The 14405-nt window shown below is 58.7% G+C and carries 15 protein-coding genes; 6 read left to right on the top strand and 9 right to left on the bottom strand.

Features of this window, described 5'->3' with window-relative positions; genetic code table 11:
• The first annotated feature begins 15 nt into the window (after window positions 1–15).
• The 5 genes from CR254_RS06355 to CR254_RS06335 all read left to right on the top strand — a co-directional run bounded on the left by CR254_RS06355 (window position 16) and on the right by CR254_RS06335 (window position 4750).
• On the top strand, window positions 16–357 hold the full coding sequence (locus CR254_RS06355) for a hypothetical protein (RefSeq protein WP_097929012.1): 342 nt from the start codon (window positions 16–18) through the stop codon (window positions 355–357).
• 15 nt (window positions 358–372) lie between these two features.
• Complete coding sequence (locus tag CR254_RS06350; RefSeq protein ID WP_097929011.1) at window positions 373–1584, top strand: acetyl-CoA C-acetyltransferase; 1212 nt, start codon at window positions 373–375, stop codon at window positions 1582–1584.
• 3 nt (window positions 1585–1587) lie between these two features.
• Window positions 1588–2031, top strand: a complete 444-nt coding sequence (locus CR254_RS06345; protein ID WP_097929010.1) for a DUF6841 family protein — start codon at window positions 1588–1590, stop codon at window positions 2029–2031.
• 38 nt (window positions 2032–2069) lie between these two features.
• Entirely contained in the window at window positions 2070–4277 is a 2208-nt protein-coding gene (locus CR254_RS06340) for a 3-hydroxyacyl-CoA dehydrogenase NAD-binding domain-containing protein (RefSeq protein ID WP_097929009.1), read from the top strand.
• A 71-nt stretch (window positions 4278–4348) separates the two neighbouring features.
• Window positions 4349–4750: a GNAT family N-acetyltransferase gene (locus CR254_RS06335; protein WP_097929008.1), complete on the top strand. Its 402-nt coding sequence runs from the start codon at window positions 4349–4351 to the stop codon at window positions 4748–4750.
• A gap of 93 nt (window positions 4751–4843) precedes the next feature.
• Here the strand turns inward: CR254_RS06335 and CR254_RS06330 are convergent, their stop codons facing one another.
• Window positions 4844–5626, bottom strand: a complete 783-nt coding sequence (locus tag CR254_RS06330; RefSeq protein WP_097929007.1) for an alpha/beta fold hydrolase — start codon at window positions 5624–5626, stop codon at window positions 4844–4846.
• Window positions 5627–5737: 111 nt separating this feature from the next.
• On the opposite strand from CR254_RS06330, the gene CR254_RS06325 reads away from it, so the two are divergent.
• Window positions 5738–7540, top strand: coding sequence for a 5'-nucleotidase C-terminal domain-containing protein (locus CR254_RS06325; protein WP_097929006.1), 1803 nt, complete (start codon window positions 5738–5740; stop codon window positions 7538–7540).
• On the opposite strand, the gene CR254_RS06320 is transcribed toward CR254_RS06325, so the two are convergent.
• The 8 genes from CR254_RS06320 to dapD all read right to left on the bottom strand — a co-directional run bounded on the left by CR254_RS06320 (window position 7537) and on the right by dapD (window position 14362).
• Entirely contained in the window at window positions 7537–8739 is a 1203-nt protein-coding gene (locus CR254_RS06320) for a pyridoxal-phosphate-dependent aminotransferase family protein (protein ID WP_097929005.1), read from the bottom strand. The genes CR254_RS06325 and CR254_RS06320 overlap by 4 nt on opposite strands.
• A gap of 105 nt (window positions 8740–8844) precedes the next feature.
• A complete protein-coding gene (gene dapE, locus CR254_RS06315) occupies window positions 8845–9996 on the bottom strand; it encodes a succinyl-diaminopimelate desuccinylase (protein WP_097929004.1) in 1152 nt (383 codons plus the stop codon).
• 42 nt (window positions 9997–10038) lie between these two features.
• Window positions 10039–10497, bottom strand: a complete 459-nt coding sequence (locus tag CR254_RS06310; protein ID WP_097929003.1) for a M14 family metallopeptidase — start codon at window positions 10495–10497, stop codon at window positions 10039–10041.
• The gene (locus CR254_RS06305) at window positions 10494–11153 is read right to left on the bottom strand and encodes an HAD hydrolase-like protein (RefSeq protein ID WP_097929002.1); all 660 of its coding nucleotides are present in this window, start codon (window positions 11151–11153) and stop codon (window positions 10494–10496) included. The genes CR254_RS06310 and CR254_RS06305 overlap by 4 nt, the downstream gene beginning before the upstream one ends.
• A gap of 71 nt (window positions 11154–11224) precedes the next feature.
• On the bottom strand, window positions 11225–12271 hold the full coding sequence (locus tag CR254_RS06300; RefSeq protein ID WP_097929001.1) for an aldo/keto reductase: 1047 nt from the start codon (window positions 12269–12271) through the stop codon (window positions 11225–11227).
• Between the two features lie 18 nt (window positions 12272–12289).
• Window positions 12290–13177 (bottom strand): NAD-dependent epimerase/dehydratase family protein, encoded by an 888-nt coding sequence (locus tag CR254_RS06295; RefSeq protein ID WP_097929000.1) that lies wholly within the window; start codon window positions 13175–13177, stop codon window positions 12290–12292.
• Window positions 13178–13184: 7 nt separating this feature from the next.
• A complete protein-coding gene (locus tag CR254_RS06290; RefSeq protein WP_097928999.1) occupies window positions 13185–13508 on the bottom strand; it encodes a DUF8846 family protein in 324 nt (107 codons plus the stop codon).
• Between the two features lie 32 nt (window positions 13509–13540).
• Window positions 13541–14362: a 2,3,4,5-tetrahydropyridine-2,6-dicarboxylate N-succinyltransferase gene (dapD, locus tag CR254_RS06285; RefSeq protein ID WP_097928998.1), complete on the bottom strand. Its 822-nt coding sequence runs from the start codon at window positions 14360–14362 to the stop codon at window positions 13541–13543.
• Window positions 14363–14405: the final 43 nt, after the last annotated feature.

Raw genomic sequence — 14405 nt, 5'->3', positions numbered from 1 at the left:
AGAACGGGGGCAGCCATGATCTTTTGGTGGCTGTTCGCCCTCGCCCTGCCCGCCCTGTCGCTGGTGATACAGCCAGCGCGCGAGGTGCGGCCGGATGATGATGATATGGAACCGGAAAACCCGCTGAGCCATGCCGCTGCGCAAGTTATCGCCGGCATCGCGTTCACCTCAATCACGCTGTTGCTGTTGGTTCAGCACGGCGTGCTTTGGCCCGTTATCGCCGTAGGCGCATTGTTTGCGGCGTATAAGGCGGCTCCACGCACCGGAGCGCTAAAAGTTTTCTACCGATGGCAGCTGGCCATCGCGGTGTTCGGCACAATCGCTGCCGCGCGCCTCTGGTATTCCTACATCAGCTAACGAAAGGGCGGATAAATGACCGAAGCTTATATTTATGACAGCGTTCGCACCCCTCGGGGAAAGGGCCGCAAAGACGGCTCGCTGCACGAAGTCACATCAGCGCGTCTCTCAGCCGAAGTGCTGAACGAGCTGAAGCGTCGCAACAATCTGGCAACGGATGAGATTGAGGACGTGATCTGGGGCAACGTCACACAGGTCGGTGAGCAAGGCGGATGTCTGGCACGAACCGCCGTCCTGTATTCCGATTTCGACGAGCGCGCACCCGGTCTGTCGATCAACCGTTTCTGCGCATCCGGCATGGAGGCTGTAAACCTCGCCGGTAATCAGGTTCGGGGCCGCGCCGGTCACGCCTATATCGCGGGTGGTGTGGAAATGATGGGCCGCGTGCCGATGGGTTCGGATGGGGCCGCAATCGCCGTGGACCCCTCGGTCGCGATGAAAACCTATTTCGTGCCGCAGGGTATCTCCGCTGACATTATCGCGACGGAATACGGGTTTTCCCGCGATGACGTTGACGCATATGCAGTGGAAAGCCAGCGCCGTGCCGCCGTGGCATGGGATGAAAACCGCTTTGCCAAATCGATCATGACTGTGCGCGACCAGAACGGCCTGACCATTCTGGACCGTGACGAATACATGCGCCCCGGCACCGATATGCAATCACTTGGCGGGCTAAAGCCAGCGTTCAAGGATATGGGCGAGTCCATGCCCGGCTTTGACGCGGTGGCCCTGCTGAAATACCCGCATCTGGAGAAGATCAACCACGTACACCACGCGGGCAACTCCTCGGGCATCGTGGATGGCGCTGCTGGCCTGCTGGTCGGAACCAAGGAGTTCGGAGAAAAGCACGGGCTAAAAGCACGCGCACGCATCCGCGCCACGGCCAAGATCGGAACCGATCCGACCATCATGCTGACCGGTCCCGTCCCCGTGACGGAGAAAATCCTCGCCGATAACGGTATGAACATTTCCGACATCGATCTGTTCGAAGTTAACGAAGCATTCGCAGCTGTCGTCCTACGCTTTATGCAGGCGTTCGATGTTGACCACGATAAGGTCAACGTGAACGGCGGTGCTATCGCGATGGGTCACCCGCTGGGAGCGACCGGCGCAATGATTATCGGCACCGCATTGGATGAGCTGGAGCGCACGGGCAAGGGAACCGCATTGGCGACCCTGTGTGTTGCCTCCGGCATGGGTGCAGCAACGATCATTGAACGGATCTAGGCAATGATGCTTTCGGGTGTAACAGAAGTTCTAGAAACTTTCCGCGCGGCCTTTCAGGACGCGCGGCACGATGAGTGGTCAAAACTATATGACACCAACGTCGTGCTGATGCGCCCGCACCAGACAGTCATGGTCGACGGCCCAGCCGAGATGCTGGAAATCGGTCGTAACGTGCATGAAAGCTATACGAAGCTTGGCCTAGCCAATGTCGCGGTCGAAATTCACGAGGTTCGTGGTTTTGATCCGGGCATTGTCATGGCGGATGTCACATGGCGATACGCCACTGCGACGGATGAGGAGCTGATCCAGCATGATTGCACATACGGCCTGCGCCGTCGCGCCAACGGTTACCGGATCTGTCTGCACATAACCCACAACGAGGCAGTGCGCCGCCCGATGTTCCTGGAGAGCTCGGCGCCGGAACTGCTGATCGGGGGCATCATATGATGCCCTCCACCCCATTTTCCTCCAACGGGAGACAGTAAATGACCATCTTTAACTACGACGTCGATGCTGATGGCATCGCAACGCTGACCTGGGATCTGCCGGGGAAATCCATGAATGTCATGACTCTTGAGGGTCTGGCAGAGCTGAACGGCGCCTTGGATAAGGCGATTGAGGATGAAGCCGTTAAGGGCATCGTCATCACCTCGGCCAAGAAGGACTTCGCCGGCGGCATGGACCTGAACATCCTCGCCAAAATGCGTGAGGATGCAGGCGATGAACCTGCGCGCGGTCTGTTTGAGGGCACGATGAAAATGCACCATCTGCTGCGCAAAATTGAGCGCAACACGATGGACAAGAAAACCAATAAGGGCGGCAAGCCTGTTGCATGGGCCAGCCCCGGCACGGCGGCGGGCATTGGCCTTGAAATCGGTCTGGCGTGCCACCGTCGCTTCGTTGCAGACAATCCAAAGGCCAAGATCGGCCTGCCTGAAATCATGGTCGGCATTTTCCCCGGCGCGGGCGGTACAACTCGTCTGATCCACATGATGGGCGTCATGGCTGCCTCTCCCCTGCTGCTGGAGGGCAAGATGCTGGCCCCCGCAAAATCCAAGAGCGCAGGCGTGATTGATGAGGTTGTACCGGCGGATGAGCTGCTGACCCGTGCCAAGGAATGGGTCAAGGGCGCAACCGATGCGGATATCGTGAAACCCTGGGATGCCAAGGGATACAAAATGCCCGGCGGCGCGGCCTATCATCCGTCCGGCTTCCAGACCTTTGTCGGCGCGAACGCGATGATCCATGGCAAAACGCAGGGTGCTTTCCCCGCGGCCAAGGCATTGCTGTCCGCCGCCTATGAAATGACCATGGTGCCATTCGATACCGCGCTGAAGATCGAGGCCCGTTGGTTCACCAAGGTTCTGATGAACCCCTCCTCCGCCGCGATGATCCGGTCGCTGTTCCTGAACAAGGAAGCACTGGAAAAGGGCGCTGTGCGTCCCGCAGATGTGCCCGATCAATCGGTTAAGAAGGTTGGCATCCTCGGCGCAGGCATGATGGGGGCCGGCATCGCCTATGTCTCCGCCATGGCGGGGATCGAGGTTGTTCTGATCGACCAGAAACAGGAAAGCGCGGATAAGGGTAAAGCCTATTCCGAGAGCATTCTGGACAAGGGCATCAGCCGTAAAAAGGTCACGGCGGAAAAGAAGGAAGCCGTTCTGGGGCAAATCACCGCAACAACCGATCTGAACGCGCTGGCCGGTGCGGACCTGATCGTTGAGGCTGTGTTCGAGGATGTCGGGGTTAAAGCCGAGATCACCAAAAAGGTTGAGGCCATCGTGGGTGAGGATTGCATCTTTGCCACCAACACCTCCACCCTGCCCATCACCGAGCTGGCCAAGGCATCGGTGCGGCCCGAGCAGTTCATCGGCATCCACTTCTTCTCCCCCGTGGACAAGATGTTGCTGGTTGAGATCATCAAGGGTGAGCAGTCCGGCGACCGTGCCGTTGCCAAATCGCTCGATTTCGTGCGCCAGATCCGCAAGACGCCAATCGTGGTGAATGATGCGCGCTTCTTCTACGCGAACCGCTGCATCATCCCCTATGTGAACGAGGGCGCGCGCATGGTCGCGGAGGGTGTTGAGCCTGCCTTGGTTGAGGGTGCTGCAAAGCAATTGGGCATGCCGCTTGGCCCGCTACAGCTGACGGATGAGACCTCGATCGATCTGGGCTACAAGATCATGAAGGCGACAAAGGCCGCTATGGGCAATGCCTATCCAGCCTCCGGCGCGGATGAGGTCATCACCAAGCTGTATGAGGGTGAGCGTCTGGGCCGTAAGTCCAATGCCGGCTTCTACAACTACGATGAAAAGGGCAAGCGCGGGATGCTCTGGGCGGGTCTGCGCGACACGTGGGAACCTTCGGCAGAGCAGCCGGAGCTGACAACGGTTCAGCATCGTCTCGCCATGTCGCAAGTGCTGGAGGCAGTTCGTGCGCTGGAGGAAGGCGTGCTGATGGATATCCGTGAGGGCGACGTGGGCGCGATCCTCGGCTGGGGCTTTATGCCTTGGTCCGGCGGTCCGTTCAGCTGGCTCGACATTCTGGGTGCCGAGCGTGCCGTGGAAATCTGCGACGATCTGACCGCGCGCTACGGCGAGCGTTTTGAAACGCCTGCCCTGCTGCGCGATATGGCTGCCAAGGGTGAGAGCTTCTACGGCCGTTTCGGGCCTGAGGCAAAAGCAGCCGCATAAGACGTGCGGTTCATCTCAATATAAAGTGGGGCGGGGCCGGTTGGCCTCGCCCTTTTTTGATCGGAGACCAAATGGACATACGCGAAGTTACCGCCGCCGATGTGCTCGCCCTACGGCAGATGGTTCTACGCCCCGGTCAGGGGATCAGCGCAGCCATGGTTCGGGGCGACGATAGCGCCCTGCATCTGGGCACGTATGAGGGTGATTTGATCGGCGTTGCATCCCTGTTCATCACAGATGATACGGCCCGATTGCGCAAGTTTGCCGTCCACCCCGACCATCAGGGGCGCGGAATTGGAAGCGAAATGCTACGCCACATGCAAAACCTGCTGCGCGCCCGTGGCGTTACCCAGATGTGGTGCGACGCACGGGTAGCAGCAACATCGCTCTATGCACGACATGGCTTGCAGGTCGTCGGTGAGGTTTTCGACAAGGGTGGACGCGATTATTTGCGTATGGAGGGGCGGCTATAGCACCGCCCTCTCCCTACGAATACGCGCATAAGGCGAATAGGCCTGTGTGGAAAATGCGTTGACAGAAAACCCGCATCACACAGGCATTACCCGTTATTCCTCGGTCAAAAACTCCGAAACCAGATCGACAAAGGCCCGAGGTTGTTCCGCATGCAACCAATGACCGGCGCCCTCGATTGTCTGAAACGTTGCGTCAGTAAATAACGTCTGAATTTTGGCGTGATGGTCCGCCGTCAGATAGTCAGACGCGCCACCCGCAACGAATAAGGCGGGTCCGTCAAAGGTGCCGTCCAGATCAGGCCACCCAACCGTGGCGGGCATTCCCTCCTCCAGCGCATCCAAATCCAGCTTCCACGAGGCACCATCGGTCAGATCAAGGCTTTGCAGGAAAAATGCCCGCAACTGTGGATCAGACAGGCTGGAGGCAAGGCGGGCGTCAGCCTCGGATCGGCGAGTGATGCCGCTCAAATCCAGATGACGCATGATATCTATATGGTTGGAATGACTATGCGAATAGGCAATGGGTGCAATATCCGCCACAATCAGGTTCCGCACCAATTCGGGATGCATCAGGGCCAATGCCATAGATGCCTTGCCACCCATCGAATGGCCCAGTACGTCCGCCTGCCCGCCTAAATCAGCAATCACATCAGCAAGATCGGCCGCCATTCCGGCATAGTCATGTGGTCGCGCGCGGGGGCTGTCGCCATGGTTGCGCATGTCCACCGCGATAACATCACGGGTCGCGGATAGACGCTTGGCGATCGCGCCCCAATTCCGCCCCGATCCGAACAATCCATGCGCAATTAACAGCGGTTTAGTGTTGGTGGATGACGATCCGTGATGGACAATCCGGTTCAACTTGACGGATAGCATGACCTGTCCTTCTGAAGATTCTAGTACCATCGCAACCTATCGATCAACCTAAGGTCACACCAGCCACACAGCACATGCTTTCGCCGTCCAGCCAAGCCTAAAGAGGAAATTATGACCAGCAGTAGCGTCCCGCCAAACACCCTCAGGTTGATTTGCACCACGGACCTGCATATGGCGATAGATGGCACGCGCCTGTTGACCGCTGAGGTTGAGGAGGCTGGATTGGCAGCACTGTCGCCCGCAATCGCAACCGCGCGGGCGGAGGTGGCGCACAGCCTGCTATTTGACATCGGCGACGCTTTTCAAGGCTCACCGCTAACCGATGATCTGGAGGATGTTGCGACGCATCCGATGCAGGATGCCTTTAACCTGATCGGCTATGACGGGCAGACGATTGGCAATCACGACTTGGATTTCGGCATAGACGCGCTGCGGCAGATGCAAAAAACCGCAGTAGCGCCGATGGTTTGCGCCAATCTTCTCAGCCTTGAGGGGGAGCCGTTCTTTGATCCCTACCGCATTCTGACCATTCCATTTGGTGATGATGTTCTGCGCGTCGGCATAACTGGCATCCTGCCGCCGCGTGTCATGCGCTGGAACAACCATCACCTGCATAAGCATGCCCAAATGCGTGACAGTACGGATGCTGTTCGCGCAGTTCTACCCGAGATGCGTGCCGGAGGAGCCGATATCGTCATCGTCTTGGCCCATTGCGGGATTGTACCACTAGGCCATGATGATCTGGACGAGCAGGCCGCGTTACCTATCGCAATGCTTGACGGTGTGGATGCTGTTTTGTGCGGGCACCAGCATCGGGTTTTTCCGGGCGCTGATTTTCCACATGCTGACGGGATCGATCCTATCCACGGAACTCTGGCCGGCACGCCCGCCATTATGGCCGGTTGGGCGGGACAGCGGATCGGGGTGCTTGACCTGAGCCTGAAACAGGATCGGAACGGGTGGTCTGTGGACAGTCACAGGGCCAGTTTTCGCCTGCCCCAAACAGAACCTGATACGCGGATTTCTGCCCTCGTTGCGCCGCACATCATCCGCGCACGTGTTCGGCTGGATGCCCAGATCAGCCACACGGATCGTCCAATAAACACGAAATTCGCGGCCATCGCGCACAGCCCCGCCGTGCGACTGGTTCAGGCCGCATTATTGGCAGCAGGGCGCAGAACCGTGACGACCGATCTGCCGATGCTGGCCGTTGCATCACCCCTGCGATGTGGAGGGCGGGCTGGGCCTAGCGGGTATACCAGCATAGAATCCGGCCCGCTGAAAAACCGCGCTGTTGCGGATTTATGTCCGTATCCCAACCGCATTATCGCGGCGGAAGTCACGGGTGCTCAGATGATTGACTGGCTGGAAATGGCCAGTCTGCATCTGGCCCATCTTTCACCGCAGCGGGCGGGACAGCCATTGGTGAACCCCGATATGCCCGCCTATAATTTCGATGCGGTGCTCGGTCTGAACTACGTGATTGATCCGACGCAACCCTATCGCTTTTCCGTTTCTGGCAGATTGGTAAACCCAGAGGCGCGGCGGATTACGCAAATCACGCATAATGGTGCGGCTCTGAAGCCAACGGACAAGTTTGTTGTGATTGCAAACAGCTATCGCATCGCTGGGGGCGGCAATTTCCCCAGCATGTCTGACCTGAACATCATCAATGAAAATATCGGCGGAATGGGTGAGTTGATAGCGGAATGGCTGCGCGACCACCCGAATGGCATCACCTTGCCACCATCCGCATGGCAAATCCGGCCTGCCGTACCTGTCGAGGTAAGTTATCGCACGGGATCAGGTGATCCTGACCCCGCAGAGATCTTTCCGCATGTTTTCCGACCAGCGGGAAAAACCGCTGATGGATGGTTTGACTGGGATGTTTCGTTGAGTGCGGCAGGGGTTTAGGCCCCGACCGCCTCCGCAATTGCCGTCACGGCTGCCTCGATCCCGCCGGAACCATGTGGAATGCCGAGCGCCTTTAGTCCAGCCTCAACACATGCCAGTGTTCCAAGGATCGAATGCGCGTTCAGGTGCCCCATATGGCCGATACGGAACAGACCGGTTCCGCGTGCCTGTGTAAAATCGAGCCCCAACCCAACTCCCAAGGTTACACCTGCCTTGGTCTCACACCATTGGCGCAATGCTTCGACGTCATATCCCTCAAGCTGTAAGGTCGTCACAGCAAGGGACCGGTGCGCCCGATCCGGTACGTTTGGCCGCAATGCGCCCCCCTCAGCCCAGCGATCGGCGGCAGCCCAAACTGCGCTGGCCAAAACGGCGTGGCGCGCCCATGCGGCCTGCACGCCCTCCTCATGCACCAGCATGGTCAGCGCCTCACGCAGGCCGAACAGGTGGTGCGTGGGTGCGGTGCCGCAGAAGCGTTGATAGAACATTGCCGGATCGGCCCGGGGCGTCCAGTTCCAGTAACCTGTGCGGCAATCCGCGGTTTCGGCCCGTGCCTTTGCCCGAGGACCAAAAAACACGAATGACATGCCCGCTGGCGTCATCAAACCCTTTTGGCAGCCAGTGACCATGACATCGACGCCCCATGCGTCCATCTCAAACGGTTCACAGCCCAAGCTGGCGATGCAGTCCACCATGAACAATGCGTCATGGCCTGTGGACTGGATCGCCTTGCCCAACGCCGCGATGTCATTACGGACGGAGGACGCAGTGTCGGTATGCACGCAAAGTACAGCCTTGATCCGGCCATTATCCGCATTCAGCGCCTCAACCACGCGGGCAGGATCAATCGGGCAATCTGTGCCGAAATCAATCATGTCGGTGGTGATGCCCATCTGCTCCGTCATTTCACGCCAACCCTGCGCGAAGCGACCGGTTGCCAGAACCAGAACATGATCACCACGGCTGAACACATTGCTCAGCGCGGCCTCCCACGCACCGTGCCCGTTGGAAATATACAGCGCTACATCGTGCTTGGTGCGCGCAACGGTCCGTAGATCATCCATCAGGTCCGGCATCATATCGACCAACTCACCATCATAGATGTTCGGAGACCCGCGATGCATCGCGCGCAACACGCGCTCCGGTGCCGGGCTGGGGCCGGGAATTGCGAGCATCTGCTGTCCGAAGGCAAGGGTCATGGTGCGGTCTCCTGAGGGTTGGCAAATCTGATGACGACGTGGCGTCACTGTCCAGCCCAGACGGGATGAATTCTCGTGATTTAAATGATCAATTGTTTGCGACAATCAGCCCGCGTTCGGAAAATATCCGTGCAGGATGCGGGTGTAGATCGCCTTGAGCTGTTCAATTTGCTCGACCTTTACGCATTCATCCACCTGATGCATGGACTGCCCGACCAAGCCGAATTCCACCACCGGACAGTGATTTTTAACGAAGCGCGCATCGGACGTGCCACCCGTGGTGGACAATTCCGGCGTGCGGCCCGTTTCTGCCTGCGCGGCAGCAGCGATCAGATCGCTCAGTTCACCGGGTGGGGTGACGAAGCTTTCACCCGACACCTTGATCCGCATATCGACAGTAACACCGGTTTCACGGCTGATCTGCTGTGCCTCACGCTGCAACCAATCGGTCAGTTCACCACTGTTATGGGCATCGTTGAAGCGGATGTTCACGCAGGCGGTCGCCTTGGCCGGAATGACGTTATTCGCCGGATTGCCGGTGTCGATGGTGACGATGGCCAAGGTAGAGGGATCGAAATGATCGGTTCCCTGATCCAGCTCACGGCTAGCCAACCGGTCCAAAAACTTCACCAAGGGCGGCAGCGGATTCAGCGCGCGATGCGGATAGGCCGAATGCCCCTGACAGCCCGTTGCGGTAATCCACGCCGACATGGACCCACGGCGACCGATTTTCATCATCTCGCCCATGTTTTCGGGGCTAGTCGGTTCGCCCACCAAACAATGGTCCATCCGTTCCCCATTGGCCTGCATCCAGTCGAGGATTGCGTCGGTGCCGTCAACGCCGTCGCCCTCCTCGTCACCGGTAATCGCAATCGCAATGGAGCCATCGGGCGGAGTGTCGCGGACAAAATCGATAGCAGCGGCGGCAAAGGCCGCAACGCCCGACTTCATGTCGCACGCGCCACGGCCATACATCACGCCGTCCACGATCTCGGCTGAAAATGGCGGATAGGTCCAATCCGCAGGGTCGCCCACAGGCACCACATCCGTATGACCGTTAAAGCCGAAAGTACGCCCGTTTCGCCCCTGCCCCCACCGCGCGAACAAGTTGGCGATACCATTGCGATCACAGCGTTGCGTCACAAAACCAGCCTCGCTGAGCAACTGATCCATCAGCTCAATCGCGCCCCCCTCCTGCGGTGTGACGGAGGGGCAGCGGATCAGGGCTTGGGTCAGTGCTACAGCATCGGTGGTCATGTCGGCTCCATCAGTGTGGCCCCTCGCAGGCGGGTCGCCAAATTATTGCGCGTCGCGCAGGTCGGTCGTGTCCAGTCGCAGCAGGCCGAATGTGCCATCATCCAGCAATTGCCAGATCAGATACCCGCCGCCCAGCAGCGTATCGCCATCACGCACCTGCCAATCAACGGCCAGTGCGGTGCCCGGATAATTCGGCTGCTCATGATGCCAAGTCAGGCGCATTACCCGACGCGGCACCCCGAAATCGGCTGTTGGCGCGACGGCGTCGGTGAATTCCTGCAATGTGACTGCATCACGCAATGCAGGTGCCGTCAGACCGTAGCTGAGCGACAGATCACCCCGATCCAACGCGGCCCAGAATGCTGCCGTCGCACCGAGTGCGGCGCTGGTCATGTCGCGTGTCGGTGTAAATTCACCAATGACGCGCTGATCAATACCGGTTTGCGCCTGTGCAGCAGGGGCGAGCGCCAGCATCGCCGCGAAAACTATCTTGCGTATCATTCTAGCTCCAATCCCATCAGGTCTGCGGCGATTTCGACAACATCCTCGGGCGAACCGGCCAGGCCGTCCGCCTCTGCCATGTGCAGTTCCTCAGGCTCCGCAAAGCCCCACAGCGCGCCGATGGTCGGGATGTCATTATTGCGGGCACCATCAATGTCATGACGTCGGTCAGCAAGGACGATACAGCGCGACGGGTCGTGACCGGTTTCGCCCAGAACATAGGCAAAGAGCGAGGTCTTGTCGGAGTTTTCGCCGCTAATCTCGGACCCGAAAATCCGGTCAACATGGGCGTCCAGCCCCATCGCCTCGGCCTGCCGCTCCGCCACGGGGGTGGGCAAAACCGAGGTGATGTAGATCGCCACCTCCAGATCACGGAAGGTGTCGATCATCTCACCAACCTCATCGTGCAGGATCGCGTCCTCAACCCCGCCAACCATATAGGCGGCGTAGAAATCGGTGACTGCGTCGCCAATATCCGCGCCCTGCCCCAGCAGAACCTCCAGCACCTCAACAATCGGCAATCCGATCGTCCAGCCCAGCTCGGCGCGCGCAGGCGCATCAACGCCCTGCGATTTCAGCGCGAGGCTCAGCGCCGGAAACCACCCGTCCGAGGGGTCCGTCAATGTGCCGTCTAGATCGATAAAAATGGCCTGCATGTGATACTCCGTAACGCTGAAACTGACCTAAGCCCCGGTGCCTGTATCCACAAGCCCGGGGCGTGTTCCGCCTAGTAAGGAAACGGCCATTTGCGGTGCAGTTTGTCGATACCGTCCAGCACCTCATCACTGAGCGTAACATCAGCAGATCCCAGCGCGATGTCCAACTGCTCCAGCGAAGTTGCACCAATGATCGTGGAGGCCATGAACGGGCGACCCAGACAGAATGCCAGCGCCATTTGTACCGGATCCAAGCAATGCGCACGCGCTAAGGCAACGTAATCATCCGCCGCCTGTAGACACGTTTCCGACATCCGACCACCCAGATCGGGCGAGGACACATCGCGGCGCGACCCCTTCGGGATGGCATTGCCGGAATATTTACCGCTCAGCAATCCGCAGGCGATGGGAGAATAGGATAACAGCCCCACCTGCTCATGATGCGACAATTCAGCAAGGTCGGTATCGTGGTGACGATACATCAGGGAGTATTCGTTTTGCGTGCTGACAACGCGGGGGAAGCCCTCCTCACGCGCGATTTCCAGCATCTTGGCAATACCCCACGTCGTGTCGTTCGAAACACCGATATAGCGGATATTACCCTTTTCCACCTGATTGCTCAGTGCCTCCAGCGTGCGTCGCAGATCGTCGCGCACCTCGGCCCGATCCTGACCCGTCGGGTCATAGCGCCACTGACGGCGGAAATGGAAATGGCCGCGATTTGGCCAGTGCAACTGGTACAGGTCGATCGTATCTGCGTGCAGCCGTTTGCGCGAACCATCCACCGCCAGATCGATCAGCTCGGGCGTGATCGCACCCGCATCACGCATTTTGTCAAAACCCTTGCCCACGATTTTCGTCGCGAGGATCACGTCGTCACGACGGCCGGATTTTGCCACCCACGAGCCGATAATCTGCTCGGTGCGGGTGCAAGTCTCCGCGCTCAGCGGTGTGGTCGGGTACATCTCGGCGGTGTCGATGAAGTTGACGCCCCGCTCCAACGCACGGTCGATCTGCGCGTGACCCTCCGCCTCAGTATTTTGAGTGCCCCATGTCATGGAGCCGAGACAGATTTCGCTAACGTCCAGATCGGACGTGCCAAGGCGATTACGCTTCATAGAAAAATCCTTGATTTGTTAGCCCTGCACGTAGCGCCGCCAGTTATGTTCTTCAACAAAACCGAGCTCATCGCGGATGCGAGCATTTGAAAATAGCGCTTCATCCCCCTCAACCGGATCGAGCGGGACATCGGGAAAATAGGTCGCGGCAAGTCGCGCCGCAGGAATATTTGCAGAATTGGTGTCATTAGCCGCGTTAAACACACAGTAGCCCAAACCGTCCACCTGCACCCCACGATGCACAATCTGGCCCAGATCACGGGCATCGACATAGTTGAAGATGTTACGTTTTCGCATTTCCGGCTGCGCGAAAAATGCGGGAAACTGATCGTATTCATGGGGTTCGATCACGTTGCCGATACGCAGCACATAAATATCGGCACCGCTGCGCGCCTGAAAACTGCGGGCGGTAACCTCGTTACAAACCTTGGACATGGCGTAGCTGTCATGCGGGGCAACGTCCTGATCCTCGGTCACGGGCAGGCGCGCCGGGGGCAAATACCCCTCAGCAAAGCAGGTGCCATAAACGGTTTCGGAGGACGCAATGATGACCTTACGAATGCCCAGTTTTACCGCCGCCTCGATCACATTATAGGTGCCGATGGTGTTCACGCGGTAGCATTCCGCGTCAGAGGTCAACAGCACACGCGGAACGGCGGCGAAATGCACTACCGCGTCAAAGGGTTGCGCCGCACCACCCTCAAACTCCGACATATTGGCATGCTGTAACAGCGCGCCAAAAACTTGCCCGCTATCGGTCACATCAACATAACGATCATCGATCCCCTGCGCACCGAGCGGCGTCAGATCCGCGTTGACGACATGATGTCCTGCATCGCGCAACCATGGCGCAACATGCCGCCCTGCCTTGCCCGAACCACCGGTGAACAGAATGCGTTTGGCCATGGTATCCTCAGTCGTAATAGGGGGTCATCTGCGCAATCACGACCGCGTTTTCGGCCAGGGCACGATCCATCAACTCACGCTCCGCCGCGTCAATCTCATGACCGTCGGCTTCACGCTCATCAGGGGTGCCGTAACCGGTGACATCCAGCGGGGACAGGCCAGCTTGTTTCAGGATCGCGACAGCTTCACGCACGGCCTCAGCCTCATCCACGCCGGTGGAGTATAGCATCATCGCGCCACCCGTGGCCTTTTTCGGCAAATCATCCTCGGGCGAGCGTCCGATTTCCACCAGCAGGGTATAAACCTGCTGGCGGCTTTCTTTCTTACTCATCGCATTCTCCAAATATCCCCGCCGGAGGCACCTTAGTCGCGCAGCAGGTCGTTGACGGATGTTTTCGAGCGGGTCTTCTCATCCACACGCTTTACGATCACCGCGCAGTAAAGGTGAACGCCGTTTTTGGAGGGCATCGAGCCGGAAACAACGACGGAGTAAGGTGGCACTTCGCCGTAGAAAACCTCACCACTGTCGCGGTCCACAATCTTGGTCGACTGGCCGATGTAAACGCCCATGCCCAGAACGGAACCCTCACGCACGATCACGCCCTCAACCACCTCGGAGCGCGCGCCGATAAAGCAGTTATCCTCGATGATCGTCGGGTTCGCCTGCATCGGCTCCAGCACGCCGCCAATGCCAACGCCGCCGGACAGGTGCACATTTTTGCCGATCTGTGCGCAGGAACCGACCGTTGCCCATCCGTCAACCATCGTGCCCTCATCAACATAGGCTCCGATATTCACGAACGAAGGCATCAGAACCACGCCCTTTGCCACATAGGCGGAGCGTCGCACGATCGAACCGGGAACTGCGCGGAAACCTGCATCGCGCCACTGGTTGTCGCCCCAGCCTTCAAACTTGGACGGGATCTTGTCCCACCATGTTGAGTTGCCATTTCCGCCAGCAATGGTTTCCATGTCGTTCAGACGGAAGGACAGCAGAACCGCCTTTTTCGCCCACTGGTTCACATGCCAGCCACCGTCGCGCGGCTCGGCCACGCGCAGCGATCCATTGTCCAGCGCGTTCAGCGTTTCATCTACGGCATCGCGAACTTCGCCGGTGGTGGTCAGCGAAATCTCTGCACGGTTTTCCCATGCGGCGTCGATTGCGGTTTCAAGCTGAGCGGTCATGTCGGTCCCTTTCGGAAAAAATCTCTCCTGCCCTATAGGCGAG

The sequence above is a fragment of the Pontivivens marinum genome (assembly GCF_900231835.1).
Lineage (GTDB): Bacteria > Pseudomonadota > Alphaproteobacteria > Rhodobacterales > Rhodobacteraceae > Pontivivens > Pontivivens marinum.
Note: the sequence above shows the minus strand (reverse complement) of the source record. Positions and strands in the feature narration are given on the sequence as shown.